Genomic DNA, 12,853 nt, shown 5'->3' on the forward strand with positions numbered 1-12,853 from the left:
TTGACTAGTATGAAGTGTAAAGCTATAGACAGGTCAAGATTATTTTGGTTATTTTTTATGAATAAGCCCAAAGAGAGTATAGAAAAATTTGTATAGTTAAAATCAAGTTAGTTAAATTAAATAATTAGTGTTCTAACTAAAATTTTCGTTTAATGCATAACTTTGCTACAATCCCGCCGTTGTTTTTAAAGGTGGGTAAAATGAAATTATTGTATTGGTTAGATGAGTGGCTAACACACTCTCGTTCACAGCAGCAAGCACAACTACCGATGTCAGGAGGGGACTTACTTGATGATGTATTTGTTAAGTATGAGTTTGTTGATGTGAATAAGCCGCTACTGTTTACATTTTCACCTGCAGGAACCAATGTACAACAACAAGATCTTGATGATAATTTTGCACCTTGGGGATTCCACCTAGCCAAAAAACAGAATGTGAATGTTATCTCTTTTCAACATTTAGGAAAGAGTAATTGGTTTCGTAGTCGTAACTTAATTTTCTTTCTTGAACAGTTAACTACGTTATTAGAGCCGTTTAGTTATCGTCTAGGCTATGGCTTAAGTCGTGGCGGTTTTGCGGTGGGTGCTTTTGCTAACTTATTGCAACTTGATCAAGTTTTGCTATTCCACCCGGTGAGTACTAAAAATAAAACCATCGCCCCGTGGGATAATCGCTCTAGTACTGAACTGGCGCAGCAATTTGATTGGGAAGGGGATTACCACGATCTTGATTTAGGCAAAGCTAAAGGTTATATCATTTACGATCCTACCAATAATATTGATCGTCTACATGCCAAACGTTATTCAAAATTGACGCATTTACGTGTGTTTGGAATGGGACATGGCACTCATGCTACTTACCTTAATAAGTTTGGTTTCTATAAGCAGGTCGCTGTTGATTTTATTCGCCATCAGCAACTAGATATTGCTCAATTTCGTCAACAAACAAAAACATTACGTTTTAAAGAAGATTATTATCAGAATTTAAGTAAAGCCAATGCGTATTCAGAGCACCGTTTAGGGTTATTGAGTAAGGCACATAATATTCTTATTGACGAAAAAGAAGCGCATGTACAAGAGCACCAAGCTCAAATTGATGTACAGCCATTGATTGACATCGCGATCAAACATCAAGATGATCATCCACAAGATGCCATTCAATTGCTAGAAATGGCGCAACAACTGGTTCCTAACGATCCATTAGTTGAACATAAACTAAGACAGCTACTTTAAGCCTGTTATTGATTACTATCACCACATCATTCATTAATATAAATAATCAGGAATGATGTGGAGATTGATATCAGTGCTTATTTACTGCTAATGATTGATTTTGTCGTTGTCGCGATTGTTTTGAGATATAACATAAATAAGAAGCAGATATTTTGCTGAATAAGTTTTGCTATATTTTCTGAATCGTTAACCGCATATCGGTGAATGCAAGGTGGAGTGTTACGGTATAAATAGTTAATATTATCGGTAATCAATAAATGGCGTAGCTGGTGTTTTAAATTATTCATATCTAATAATTCTGTCATCAGATAATCGTAAATATGATGAATGCTGATAGGATTAAAAGAAAGCTTTTTATCAGTAATATTAATAAAGCCTTTCGTCATCACCATCACTTCTTCTGACCAGCGTGTAGGATCGTATTGACGTGCGAGATAATGTGCAAAAGCAAAATAGCCATAGTCACTATTAAGGTTTGCCAACGTAATATCATCGTGGTTCACCATATCAACCCAACCATCAATAGATGGTGCTAATTTGGCATGAAAATAAGCAAAAAACTGCGAGTATGAACCTTTTATTTTGACTAAATCAAGAGGATGTAACGTAAGTTCTGCGTTTACTTGAGTAATAAGCAAATCTGTTGTTAATGCTATTGTAGCTTGTGATGGTGCTATCGTTATATTGTTCATATCTATCTTCGTTAGCTGTACAATCGTATGATTATTAAAATAATTTTATAGGGTGAGATTAGACAACGATTAGTAGTGGTGTTTTGTAGCCTAGCTCGCAAAAATTTAAAATAATAAGGCTATTTAGTCGCGCTTTTAACTGAATGGTTAACTTGTAATCTATAGGGTGAGTTAATGTAATGCATTAATAAAAAACAATTAGACAAGGAGTCGATATTGTTCAAGCTTTATTACTATCCCAATAATGCCAGTTTAGCACCTCACTTCTTATTACATCACTTAAATGTAGATTATGAATTGTTGTTAGTTGATAAGCAGTCTAATGCACAAAAATCAGCAGATTATTTGAAGTTAAACCCAGCAGGCCGAATCCCTACATTAGTTATTGGTGAACAGCCTATTTTTGAAAGTTCGGCTATCTGTATTCATCTGTGTGAATTGCATCCTCAATCAAATTTAATGCCAGCGGTGGGAGATCCTAAGCGCCCTCTATTTTATCAATGGTTAGCATTTTTAAATAACACGCTACAAGCCGAACTAATGGTACGTTACTATCCACATCGCCATACAAATGATACAGCAACCATTTCCAATATTATTGCTGCACAAGACGAGAGAATTGCAGAAGCCCTAGCTATTATTAATAATCAACTCAAATATAACCAATATCTTATTGGGGATACGCTAACCGCATGTGATTATTTTTTATTTATGTTGGCACAGTGGTCGTTACCAATCGAAAAATCCCCGTTAATGTTTGAAAACCTTGCTGCTTATTTAAAATACCTTTGTGACGATTCAACAATAAAGGCTGTTTGTAAGATAGAAGGGATCGATCTTGCTCCTTTTGGGGGGAGTTAATTAATAAGAGCCCTTTAATAAGCGAGTTCAAATAATCATTTATGTTTCTACGTAAAATTTAATTGGCTTCTTTAAGGCTTGATCACGTGTTGAGTAGATCACGGATAGCTTCGTAACTCGACTTCCGATATGTGAATCTTGGGCAGAGTGAACGCCAAGCACATCCCTCACTTTTCGTTTATAAAAAGAACAAAGAAGGATTATTGGCTTGATACCAAAGAAATGTATAATTCCCAGTATTGTCGGGTCGGTAGTCGGTTATTGGCTGGCTCGTCAGTGCGATGGTTTTCACAGTTTATTGCTTGGTCAATTTCCTTTTTTGCTAGATAAAACCATGCTTTTTATGTGTTTGGTTCCAATTATTACCCTATTGGTGATGATTGAGAATAAGTACATATGGGGTAAATTTATAAAAATGCAAACAAACGCAGATGTGTGGGGTGTTTCATTTGGATTCCTAATAGGTTTTGTAACATTAGGTATTTATTAGGAAACACTTAAGAAAACGGGTAGTGGTTAAATATATCGTCTATTTTTCTGTGAAGTAATGCCTCATTATTATTTACTTTAGCGAAGGTACGCAAACCCGTTATTTGAATTTGCACGTAGCTTGCTAATTCTTCAGCATCTTTACTTGAATCTATAATTCCCTGCGCTTGGGCTTCTTTAATCAGCGTAGTAAATTCCAGTAAAATTTCGTTAAGACAATCTTTAGTCACATCGATTAGTTCTTGATTTTCTGACGTTAATTCTCCTATGGTTTTGGCAAGCATGCAGACACCATTTGGCGCATTAGTTTGGGTGTCGATAACTTGTGCTTTGACAAATGCCTTTAATACTTCGATAGGAGTGTCAAACATATTTCTTAACGCTTCAATTTGCGTAAGCCCCATATTGGTATAGTTACGCAGTACTTCCTTGAATAATCCCTCTTTGCTATTGAAAGCTGAATATATACTTCCCGGTCGCATATCAATTTCGTCTTGCAGGTTACGCATTGATGTCGCGTGAAAGCCTTTTTTCCAATATAAATTAGTGGCTTTGTTTATTACTTCTTGGCGGTCAAATTTTGTTGTCTTTGCCATAAAACGATCTGGTTAATTTATAGGTGAACACTCGTTCAATTGTAGTGGCAGTCGGTGACTAGGTAAAGGCTAATTTGCTTGGTTCTATGCTTGTTGATTAAAGGTAAATACAAAATTATAAATATAAATCATTTATAATCAATGCTATAGGTGTTAATTGGTTAATTATTTGAACGGTCGTTCAGTTTTTTACTTGAACGATCGTTCAGTGTTCGTTATAGTTCAATTCGTAGGCAGGGAACACAGCTTATTTCTGTGGCGTATCACATAATATTTCCCTTTATTTTGAACGACGATTGGAGTATTGAAGATGAGCAAATTTATTTTTCACACAGTAGAAACCGCGCCAGAAAAAAGTAAACCAATGTTAGAAGGTGCTGTGAAACAAATGGGTGCAGTACCTGGTTTATTTGCAGTACTGGCAGAGTCTCCAGAAACACTGAAAGCATACCAGCAGCTCCACCAAATATTTATGAATTGCTCATTTGATGCAGAGGAGCTAACGGTTGTATGGCAAACTATTAATGTCGAGCATGAGTGTACTTTCTGTGTACCAGCACATACTGCCATTGCGCACTCGATGAAAGTTGACCCTGCATTAACCGAAGCCCTGCGCAATGAAGAAGCGATGCCAACAGAAAAACTGCAAGCACTGCATGATTTCACGTTAGCTATGGTTCGTGAACGTGGTAACGTGTCTGACGAGCAAATGGATGCATTCTTTGCAGCAGGTTACGGTCAGCAGCAAGTACTTGAAATTATCCTAGGTCTATCGCAAAAAGTGATCAGTAACTACACCAACCATGTAGCTAAAACACCTGTAGGCCCTATGTTTGAACAGTTTGCTTGGACTAAAAAACGTAATTAATCTAGCTTACTTTTTCCAACAATGAGTTAGGTATCTAGTTAACTCATCAATGATATTTGTTCACATAACCATTACTAATTTGTGAGTGGTATTTTCAAGTTCTAATTGCGATGAATATCAACTTATGGTTGTATGAAAAATCATAAGTTCACGCAATGTGGCAATAGGAGTAATGATATGAGTCTCGAAAAAGCAATACTGGCTGGTGGGTGTTTTTGGGGTATGCAAGATCTTATTCGTCGTCAGCAGGGCGTGATTGCAACGCAGGTCGGTTATACGGGCGGTGATGTTGAAAATGCGACCTACCGCAATCATGGAACTCATGCGGAAGCGATTGAGATTATCTTTGATACCACACAGACTAGTTTTACTAAAATCCTCGCTTATTTCTTTCAAATACACGATCCATCGACTGTAAATCGTCAAGGTAATGATCTTGGTACATCTTATCGCTCAGCTATTTTTTATACCTCTAATGAGCAAAAAAACATTGCTGAAGATCTGATTAAACGGATGGATGCCTCTGGTGTGTGGCCGGGACCAATCGTGACGGAAATCGTGCCAGCGAGTGATTTTTGGCATGCTGAATCTGAACATCAAGATTATTTGTTGCATCAACCCAATGGCTATACCTGTCATTTCCCTCGTCCGGATTGGGTATTACCTGAGTAATCATTATAAATAATAAGTGTCATTATGTGATTGAAATAATGGCACTTAACTTGAGTGAATTTTCATAATTGAGCAATGGGACACATACTGCGGCAGAGAAATGCACTTTAATAGTGGCTTTATTTTACTCTGGAATGATCACCATGAACGAAAAAGACAAAATGTTAGCCGGCCTTGCCTATAACGCAGGTGATGAACAACTTTTTGCTGATAGAATGCATGCTAAATCTGTTTGTCATCGCTTTAATATCGCTGATCCTACGCAACTTGAAGATCAAATGGCGATATTAAAAGCATTATTGATCATCAAAGACCGAGCTCACATTGAGCCAAATTTCTTCTGTGATTATGGCTATAACATTGAAGTCGGCAGTAATTTTTATTCAAACCATAATTTAACCATTCTTGATGTCTGCAAAGTGACGATTGGCAATAATGTGCTGATTGGTCCTCATGTGATGATTTCAACCGCCACACATCCTTTAGATCCTATCGAACGTCAACATCAAGAATATGGCGCGAATGTTAGTATCGGTAATAATGTTTGGATTGGTGGTAATGTGTCAATATTACCAGGGGTAACCATTGGTGATAATTGTGTGATAGGGGCGGGTAGCGTAGTAACCCGTGATATTCCAATTAATAGTGTCGCGGTTGGTAATCCTTGTCGAGTAACAAAAACACTTGAAACTCAGTCAATCTCTGTATAAAGATATGAGCTTAATGCGATAAATGTTTAATCAAATATGGGTTAAACATTTATTGATATGTAATTATCATGGAGAGAGAAAAGTTATGTCAGGTATTACAGAGTTAAGTGAATTGTTAGCCTCAATGAAACCTGTTCTAGTTGAGTCAGAGTTTGTTTTCTGTACGGTTACAGGTGAGCTAAAAGAGTATGTTGACTTACAGCCAAAAGCTACGTTTATAGAAGCGGAAGGGCTAACACTGATTCTTGAAAGAAAGGTTGCTGAGAAGGCACAATTAGCATTTAGTGGCTCTTTTCGTCAAATTACATTAACGGTTCATTCAAGTTTAGAGGCGGTTGGGCTAACTGCTGCGGTGTCGGCGAAGTTAGCTGAGCATAATATTAGCGCAAATGTAGTTGCTGCTTATTATCATGATCATATTTTTGTTCAGGCGACGAAAGCAGATGTGGCTATGATTGCATTGCAGTCATTTAATGCTTAGTTTTTAGTTCTATTAATACAGCTCTTGAGCGTTAGTCCGAGATTGTCTACAATAGCGCACTTTTTATTTTCAACAGGCACCATCATGACCGATACTACATCACGACCAACTTTACCTGACCACCTTTCTGGTAATCCTCGTAGCCCACACTTCCTAGAAGCTGCTTTTGAATTCGAAATTGGCATTCGACTAAATGGTAAAGAGCGTTTTGATGTTGAAGAATACTGCATCAGTGAAGGTTGGGTAAAAGTACCGTCACCTAAAGCATTAGATCGTCGCGGTAACCCAATGCTTATTACTCTAAAAGGCACTGTTGAAGCTTTTTATAAGTAAGATGCAGCACTGAGTTAATGGTTGACCGTTAACTGCATTACTATCATTGTTTGCCATATAGGTAGCAATAGATATGATGATCTTAGGGTCTAATAATGATTAGGCCCTATTTGAACAACAATCCCGTTTCTATATTCCTATCTGATTTTAAGTTTATATTATTTTAAAAGACATGTTGTTGCTGAATTATCGCTATTAGTTCGATATTTATTATTAGTTATTATTCATATTTACTTATAGAGTAATAAATGAAATAGTAATTATGTAACTAAATATTCGCTAAAATGGAGTTAAGCATGGACATATATAAGATACTTGATGAACTAGGCATTGATTATAAGAAATTTCAGCATCCTGCAGTGTTTAATTGCGAACAAGCACATTTATTAGCCTTAGAGACGGATGGCGCAGCAACAAAAAATCTGTTTATTAAAAATAAGAAAGGTAATCGTCATTTCTTAATTATTATGATGGACGATAAAATCGTTGATTTTAAAAGATTAAGCCAAATATTGAACGTTTCAGGGTTAAGTTTCGCATCCAGTAATCGTTTAGATAAATACCTAGGTACTAGTGCTGGCTCCGTTTCTATTTTGGATATTGTTAAAGATACTCAAGCAGCGGTTGAATTAATTATTGATAAAAGTATATTTAATTACTCATCCATACAGTGTCATCCCTTTACAAATACTGCAACATTAGAGATTTCGATAACGGGAATACAACAACTGCTAGCGTATTATCAACGTCAGTACACTGAAATAGAGATATAAAATCCACGAGCAGCATTTTATATTGAGCTAAGCTATTAGTATGTTCAATAAGGGATGATGTGATGAATATTTTTATTTTAGATCATGATATTGAAAAATGTGCTCAATATCATTGTGATCAGCATGTGGTTAAAATGATTTTAGAAAGCGTGCAGCTTTTATGTACGGCGCTTAATAAAAAAGGATTTACGACACCGTATAAATCAACCCATATGAATCATCCCTGCGTGCTTTGGGTTGAGCAATCTTATGATAATTTTCTCTGGTTAAAAGCATTAACGTTAGCATTAAATAAAGAATATAAATTTAGGTACAACAAAACAACTGATCATAAATCAATTGCGGTGCTGGCAAAGATTGAGCGTCATTCGTATGATGCCATAGGATTAACGCCATTTGCTCAGGCTATGCCAAATGATTATAAAGTAGAAGCGAATGCGATTGAGGCTTATCGTAATTTTTATCGTGGTGACAAGGCAGCCTTTGCTAAATGGACAAAACGATCTCCTCCAGAGTGGTTTTACGCTGCTTAATGCATAATTTAAGTATTATCGTGGCTATAATCAACGTATTATGTTTTGGTACCATTTTGATTTTATTCGATAATAAGCAAGGGTTAATGATGAATGTAGATAAAGCTAAAAAACGTATCGCAAAACAAGTTAAAAAAGGCTTTAAAGGTTACCCTCAGCTTTCTTTTGCCTACTTTGGTAAAACATCGAATATTGCAACGGAAGTGGTTGTTACCTTTACGCTTGCAGAAGGCGCTGAGCCTCAAGAACAAAAGTTTGTGAGTGAAAATGACGTTCGAGAAGATGAAACGATTCAATCTGTTCTCGTTAAGATCATCGATCGTGCAGGTGCTAACAGTGTACTTGAAACGGAAGGTGTAACTGTTATTTGATTTTTTATTGGAACTCAATAAGAAAGTTATTTTTATTATTGAGTTCCAATGATTAGAAAAGTACTTGAGATTTATATTTCAAGTCTAATGTCATAAGTTTTGTTTTTATTATAGTTCAATACAATACCATTTATTAATCAATCGATTATTTAATATAAAAATTGTTGATATTTATAAAGCGCTTCAGTTATTGAATTGCTATTTTAGTAATTTCCCCTTCACGCTATTAAACATTGATAATAACCGTTGATGAGCGGTAATGTGCTGCTGAATAAATTGTCGGCATATTATAACTTGTTTAGTGTAACCTTCTGGCAAAGAGAGATTTAGTTCATGTGCAATAGTTTGGGCATGTTTAATTTCTTGTGCTGATGGCGGTGCTAATGCTTCTGGAATGGCTTTTAAAATAGAGTCATCTAATGCTTCAGAAAATCCTTGCCATGTCGCTAGGTCAATAGTGACTTCATCTGTTAATGATAACAACGCTTCTTGCTGTTTTGAAACGGTAAATTGATAAGTAATATTGCCAAGCTTAAATTTAATAATATTCATATTAATAATACGGTTACTTACAGTAAATACATGCTAATGAGGTCAGGATATATAGGGCTAATTTCTAGCGGATCCTCTGTAATAACAGTAAATAATGTTTTAACAAAGATATAAAAGCCCGCACTGGATAACTGTGCGGGCAATAATTATTTGATTCTTATGCTTCTAGCGGAGCACGCCAGTCATCAGCACCCGATGTGCCAGAAACCGTATGATCCCAATTGATTTTGCGGTAAGCCATTGAGATTTCGATCAGCTGAGTGAAATTAGCTTTGGTTGAATCTTGGCAATGTGGCATTTGATTGTCGATATTCACAATCGTTGCATCAGTTAACGTGGTTGTGAAGTAGTGTTCTTGTTTACCTTCAACAGATGTGCGGTACCACTTAAGTTCAACCGTTGGCAACATTTCACCAGAAGCCAATGAGTTGTACATCAACGGCACAGCTTTGTTTAATGCCACGGTAAATTTGAAAGGTTTATGGACTCGCTGACCAGCAGGTTGACCTGATTGTGGATCAGTTGGCACGGTTACAATGTGCTTAAACTCTTGTACCAACATCTGGTCTTCATGACCTTCAACATAAATGTTGCCGACAGAATTTGCAGTGAATGCACCCGCAGTGATGTTGCCCTGAGTTTGACCTTGAATAGAGATATAACATGGAGTTGGCATTGAAATGTCCTTTATATTAATAAGTTAGAATATATTTGTACTTAAAGCAGGATGCATGCCAAAATTAAAATAAATATAACTCATTGTTATTAATGGGTTTTAATTTGAATGGAAATAGTGGTGGGCGAGTTGTTGCTTATGTTGGGCCATTTATTGCTCAATGGGCAAGATGTTGCTCGTATTGAGCAAGTTATTGCCTAATGTGTATGTGGGGAAAAATATCCATTTAATTTCAATGACTTGATATTATTGTTGTTGGCTTGATAATTGCTTGGTATAGCTCGTTGTAGAGAGTACGAAATAACATATGTGCTTTGTCACAGCGTTTGATCTATTTTTATGGGGAGTAGTAACCATTGAGTACGATGGGATTTTATCAAGGTCGACAATTTACGTTTGTGGATGACGAAAGCACACTTAGAAATTCAACAAGATATCAATTGATTAGAGATGAGATTAATCGCCTTAATAATCCATCCTATGGAAAAATCGATTGGGATAAAGTTAAGAGATTGTGTGAGGATCTTGCTCGTACTGACGGATTAAACTTTCTGACGACACTTTATTATACGACAGCATTAGTAAAAGAGAGTGGGATAGGTGGGCTCGCTAATGGTCTTGAACTTCAACTTGCTGCGCTGATGCACCTTTATAATAATAACGATGCTAATCTCATAAAATGTGCAGATCTCTATCGTTGGTTGATTGCCAGATTAGGTGATGACTTACGTCGATTAGAACCGAAGCAGTCACAGTTAAAAGATCTTTATCGTTGTGAGCGTTGTTGTAAAGAAATTTATGAACTGTTTCTTGATGTCCATCCTCAACATGTTCCTGACTTAGAGGCCATTAGTTATGTGATTTTTGAACATGTCGATTATCTTGAGGGAAATATAAAGCCAATAGCGTTAGTTGAAGAAAAGCAGATGGATAAGATGGATGATATTCTGCCTGAATTACCATCGCATAAGAACAAACACCGTATACGTCCATATTGGTTGTTTTGCTTAGGCTTACTAGTAGGATTATCAGTTTTTGTGATTAAAGGGTATTTAGAGCCCACAACGCTTAAGGTGGATGATCAAGATTCGTTCCCTGTGTCTAGTGTGAATAAATCACTGAGTATTCCCTTATCTTTACGCCCTGCAACTGATATACAAATAGAACCAAATCAAGTGCATATTGCCGATATTCAAGAGCGGTTTGAGACACAATATCGACGTTTTAAGCTTACCAGAACCAATATTGCAAACTTACAACAAACAATGAGCCAAAGCCGAAACAATAAAATGGCCTCATTATCAGAAGATCTCAACGATTACGCGATTGGTTTATCACCTGTTTATGGAAGAATTGATTATATTGAGCAACAACTAATTAATAAAAATCAGCCAGAAGTACAAAAAGAGCTTCAACAACTTGATAGTGAAATAAAAGGGTTAGCATTAAAATTTTCACAATTAGAAAGTCTAAGTAAAAATATTTAAAGACTATGAGCATTGTTTAATGAATGGATACGAATAAGGAAAGTTGGGTTAAGTGATATATAGAAAATATCTGAGTATATTAATAAGCGCATGTGTATTAACAGCATGTAATGGAGAGACAACGGCTTCAGTAACCAGTAAAACGGTACCAACTGAAAAAATCAATCAAATAGAAGCGAAAGTAAAAAAGCTTTACCCTGATGCAGATACCAAACTTCAACATCAAATCGTGGCTGTTGCTGTCGAATCACTAGAAAGCATGGTGTTTATCAAAGGTGGAACTTTCATGATGGGGGCATTTAAAGCACCTTGTAGTCCCATTTCTACGGATAGAATGGATTGGTCGCCAGATGCTAAGTGTAATACGACTATTTCCAACTTTAAAACTGGCTCTAACTTTATACATAAAGTGACCTTAAGTAACTATTCTTTATCTGCTCATGAAACTACGTATTATGACTTTGATGCTTTTCAACGGGCGCATGATCGCCTCGTTGTAAAAGCTGAAATGAGAGAAAAATACGATCTTTCTGATGAACAGTTTAAAAATAAAGCAACACCAACCAAAACATGGCAAGAGGCAAAAGATTATTGCTTATGGCTGGGTGAATTAACGGGTTCTCCGATTGACTTACCCACAGAAGCACAATGGGAATATGCAGCAAGAAATCGTGGAAAGCATCTATACTATGCTACCAACAACGGTTATCTCCAGCCCAAAAATGGTAGGCATCTAGTTGATGGTAGGTATGTCGATTACACAAAAGATGAATGGAATATTGGTGACGACAACGATAGCTATAAGGTCAAATTGTATCCGCCCAATCCGCTCGGTTTGTATGACATGTCTGGAAATACACAAGAATGGGTCAATGATTGGTATAGCAAAGACTATTACCAACACTCACCAGAACTCGATCCTCAGGGACCATTAACAGGGACTAGAAAGGTCTTGAGAGGCTGGGACCTAACTACTTACAGAACAGGTGAAGATATAGTTCAAAAAAAATATTACCCAACATACGGCTTTCGTTGCGCGGTGCAGCAAGTTTAATGTACCACTATATGAGGGTAGATAATGCTTAGTGTAGAGTTTATATGTTTGGTGCTCATCAGCGCAAAACGCTTCCAATAGCGGAAGCGTTCAAGGCTGTTAATGATAGGGTAGAAAAGGCTTAGTAAAGCGTTCTCACTGTATGTTTCTTTAAGAACTTAGCAGCAAAGTCGTTGACTTGTTCTTTCTGGGCTTCTGATAAATGACTCATAGTTTCAAGGTATTCTTCTTTATAAATATCATAAAGGTCATGCTTTTTATCTGCGCCCATTGAATCTAGATATATTTTTGAGTAAGCAGCACCGAGCACTTCGTTTTTTTCTGGATATATTGTTGTTGGCTGTGAATGTAGGTATTTTCTAGCAAGGAAAATTATAGAACCAGCATCTCCAGTATTCGCCATTTTTATCCAAATATCTAACGCTGCTTCATCTTGTCCTTCTTTGTGAATTATAGAAGCATAACCTTCCATT

The 12,853-nt window shown here is 36.5% G+C and carries 16 protein-coding genes and 1 pseudogene; 12 read left to right on the forward strand and 5 right to left on the reverse strand.

Translation table 11 applies throughout. The features are described 5' to 3' along the window. The first annotated feature begins 200 nt into the window (after positions 1 to 200). The gene (locus VXS03_RS15860) at positions 201 to 1,232 is read left to right on the forward strand and encodes a cytosolic protein (protein WP_327764867.1); all 1,032 of its coding nucleotides are present in this window, start codon (positions 201 to 203) and stop codon (positions 1,230 to 1,232) included. A 77-nt stretch (positions 1,233 to 1,309) separates the two neighbouring features. Here VXS03_RS15860 and VXS03_RS15865 read toward each other — a convergent pair whose 3' ends face one another. Then, positions 1,310 to 1,924, reverse strand: coding sequence for a hypothetical protein (locus VXS03_RS15865; protein WP_327764868.1), 615 nt, complete (start codon positions 1,922 to 1,924; stop codon positions 1,310 to 1,312). Positions 1,925 to 2,140: 216 nt separating this feature from the next. Between VXS03_RS15865 and VXS03_RS15870 the strand changes: the two genes are divergently transcribed. After that, complete coding sequence (locus VXS03_RS15870; protein ID WP_327764869.1) at positions 2,141 to 2,785, forward strand: glutathione S-transferase family protein; 645 nt, start codon at positions 2,141 to 2,143, stop codon at positions 2,783 to 2,785. A 497-nt stretch (positions 2,786 to 3,282) separates the two neighbouring features. Here the strand turns inward: VXS03_RS15870 and VXS03_RS15875 are convergent, their stop codons facing one another. Further along, on the reverse strand, positions 3,283 to 3,870 hold the full coding sequence (locus VXS03_RS15875; protein WP_327764870.1) for a TetR/AcrR family transcriptional regulator: 588 nt from the start codon (positions 3,868 to 3,870) through the stop codon (positions 3,283 to 3,285). A gap of 310 nt (positions 3,871 to 4,180) precedes the next feature. On the opposite strand from VXS03_RS15875, the gene VXS03_RS15880 reads away from it, so the two are divergent. The 8 genes from VXS03_RS15880 to VXS03_RS15915 all read left to right on the forward strand — a co-directional run bounded on the left by VXS03_RS15880 (position 4,181) and on the right by VXS03_RS15915 (position 8,611). Continuing rightward, complete coding sequence (locus tag VXS03_RS15880; protein WP_327764871.1) at positions 4,181 to 4,738, forward strand: carboxymuconolactone decarboxylase family protein; 558 nt, start codon at positions 4,181 to 4,183, stop codon at positions 4,736 to 4,738. A gap of 177 nt (positions 4,739 to 4,915) precedes the next feature. Continuing rightward, positions 4,916 to 5,410 carry a peptide-methionine (S)-S-oxide reductase MsrA gene (gene msrA, locus VXS03_RS15885; RefSeq protein WP_327764872.1) on the forward strand — a complete coding sequence of 165 codons (495 nt, stop codon included), beginning with the start codon at positions 4,916 to 4,918 and terminating at the stop codon, positions 5,408 to 5,410. Positions 5,411 to 5,553: 143 nt separating this feature from the next. After that, positions 5,554 to 6,120, forward strand: coding sequence for a sugar O-acetyltransferase (locus tag VXS03_RS15890; protein ID WP_327764873.1), 567 nt, complete (start codon positions 5,554 to 5,556; stop codon positions 6,118 to 6,120). An 85-nt stretch (positions 6,121 to 6,205) separates the two neighbouring features. After that, positions 6,206 to 6,601 carry an ACT domain-containing protein gene (locus VXS03_RS15895; RefSeq protein ID WP_327764874.1) on the forward strand — a complete coding sequence of 132 codons (396 nt, stop codon included), beginning with the start codon at positions 6,206 to 6,208 and terminating at the stop codon, positions 6,599 to 6,601. An 84-nt stretch (positions 6,602 to 6,685) separates the two neighbouring features. Further along, positions 6,686 to 6,934: a DUF3297 family protein gene (locus VXS03_RS15900; RefSeq protein ID WP_327764875.1), complete on the forward strand. Its 249-nt coding sequence runs from the start codon at positions 6,686 to 6,688 to the stop codon at positions 6,932 to 6,934. Positions 6,935 to 7,230: 296 nt separating this feature from the next. Continuing rightward, positions 7,231 to 7,707: a prolyl-tRNA synthetase associated domain-containing protein gene (locus tag VXS03_RS15905; RefSeq protein WP_327764876.1), complete on the forward strand. Its 477-nt coding sequence runs from the start codon at positions 7,231 to 7,233 to the stop codon at positions 7,705 to 7,707. A gap of 62 nt (positions 7,708 to 7,769) precedes the next feature. Further along, the gene (locus tag VXS03_RS15910) at positions 7,770 to 8,240 is read left to right on the forward strand and encodes a pyrimidine dimer DNA glycosylase/endonuclease V (protein ID WP_327764877.1); all 471 of its coding nucleotides are present in this window, start codon (positions 7,770 to 7,772) and stop codon (positions 8,238 to 8,240) included. An 89-nt stretch (positions 8,241 to 8,329) separates the two neighbouring features. Next, entirely contained in the window at positions 8,330 to 8,611 is a 282-nt protein-coding gene (locus VXS03_RS15915; RefSeq protein WP_327764884.1) for a hypothetical protein, read from the forward strand. A gap of 198 nt (positions 8,612 to 8,809) precedes the next feature. On the opposite strand, the gene VXS03_RS15920 is transcribed toward VXS03_RS15915, so the two are convergent. Together VXS03_RS15920 and VXS03_RS15925 are read right to left on the reverse strand one after the other, a co-directional pair. Beyond that, complete coding sequence (locus tag VXS03_RS15920) at positions 8,810 to 9,163, reverse strand: hypothetical protein (RefSeq protein ID WP_327764878.1); 354 nt, start codon at positions 9,161 to 9,163, stop codon at positions 8,810 to 8,812. A gap of 157 nt (positions 9,164 to 9,320) precedes the next feature. After that, a complete protein-coding gene (locus VXS03_RS15925; RefSeq protein ID WP_327764879.1) occupies positions 9,321 to 9,839 on the reverse strand; it encodes an Hcp family type VI secretion system effector in 519 nt (172 codons plus the stop codon). A 365-nt stretch (positions 9,840 to 10,204) separates the two neighbouring features. Here VXS03_RS15925 and VXS03_RS15930 point away from each other — a divergent pair, with 365 nt between their 5' ends. After that, positions 10,205 to 11,326, forward strand: coding sequence for a type VI secretion system ImpA family N-terminal domain-containing protein (locus VXS03_RS15930; RefSeq protein ID WP_327764885.1), 1,122 nt, complete (start codon positions 10,205 to 10,207; stop codon positions 11,324 to 11,326). A 52-nt stretch (positions 11,327 to 11,378) separates the two neighbouring features. Next, the gene (locus VXS03_RS15935; RefSeq protein ID WP_327764880.1) at positions 11,379 to 12,380 is read left to right on the forward strand and encodes a formylglycine-generating enzyme family protein; all 1,002 of its coding nucleotides are present in this window, start codon (positions 11,379 to 11,381) and stop codon (positions 12,378 to 12,380) included. Between the two features lie 121 nt (positions 12,381 to 12,501). Here VXS03_RS15935 and VXS03_RS15940 read toward each other — a convergent pair. Continuing rightward, a pseudogene (locus VXS03_RS15940) lies at positions 12,502 to 12,853 on the reverse strand (hypothetical protein); the annotation flags it as partial.

Origin of the sequence: Photobacterium sp. S4TG1 (assembly GCF_036040035.1) — a bacterium.
GTDB lineage: Bacteria > Pseudomonadota > Gammaproteobacteria > Enterobacterales > Vibrionaceae > Photobacterium.

Coding starts and splice junctions, on each gene's coding strand:
- VXS03_RS15900 (WP_327764875.1), top strand. CDS start 6,686: ATGACCGATACTACATCACGACCAACTTTACCTGACCACCTTTCTGGT.
- VXS03_RS15865 (WP_327764868.1), bottom strand. CDS start 1,924: ATGAACAATATAACGATAGCACCATCACAAGCTACAATAGCATTAACA.
- VXS03_RS15925 (WP_327764879.1), bottom strand. CDS start 9,839: ATGCCAACTCCATGTTATATCTCTATTCAAGGTCAAACTCAGGGCAAC.
- VXS03_RS15910 (WP_327764877.1), top strand. CDS start 7,770: ATGAATATTTTTATTTTAGATCATGATATTGAAAAATGTGCTCAATAT.
- VXS03_RS15895 (WP_327764874.1), top strand. CDS start 6,206: ATGTCAGGTATTACAGAGTTAAGTGAATTGTTAGCCTCAATGAAACCT.
- VXS03_RS15920 (WP_327764878.1), bottom strand. CDS start 9,163: ATGAATATTATTAAATTTAAGCTTGGCAATATTACTTATCAATTTACC.
- VXS03_RS15890 (WP_327764873.1), top strand. CDS start 5,554: ATGAACGAAAAAGACAAAATGTTAGCCGGCCTTGCCTATAACGCAGGT.
- msrA (WP_327764872.1), top strand. CDS start 4,916: ATGAGTCTCGAAAAAGCAATACTGGCTGGTGGGTGTTTTTGGGGTATG.
- VXS03_RS15880 (WP_327764871.1), top strand. CDS start 4,181: ATGAGCAAATTTATTTTTCACACAGTAGAAACCGCGCCAGAAAAAAGT.
- VXS03_RS15875 (WP_327764870.1), bottom strand. CDS start 3,870: ATGGCAAAGACAACAAAATTTGACCGCCAAGAAGTAATAAACAAAGCC.
- VXS03_RS15915 (WP_327764884.1), top strand. CDS start 8,330: ATGAATGTAGATAAAGCTAAAAAACGTATCGCAAAACAAGTTAAAAAA.
- VXS03_RS15930 (WP_327764885.1), top strand. CDS start 10,205: ATGGGATTTTATCAAGGTCGACAATTTACGTTTGTGGATGACGAAAGC.
- VXS03_RS15905 (WP_327764876.1), top strand. CDS start 7,231: ATGGACATATATAAGATACTTGATGAACTAGGCATTGATTATAAGAAA.
- VXS03_RS15860 (WP_327764867.1), top strand. CDS start 201: ATGAAATTATTGTATTGGTTAGATGAGTGGCTAACACACTCTCGTTCA.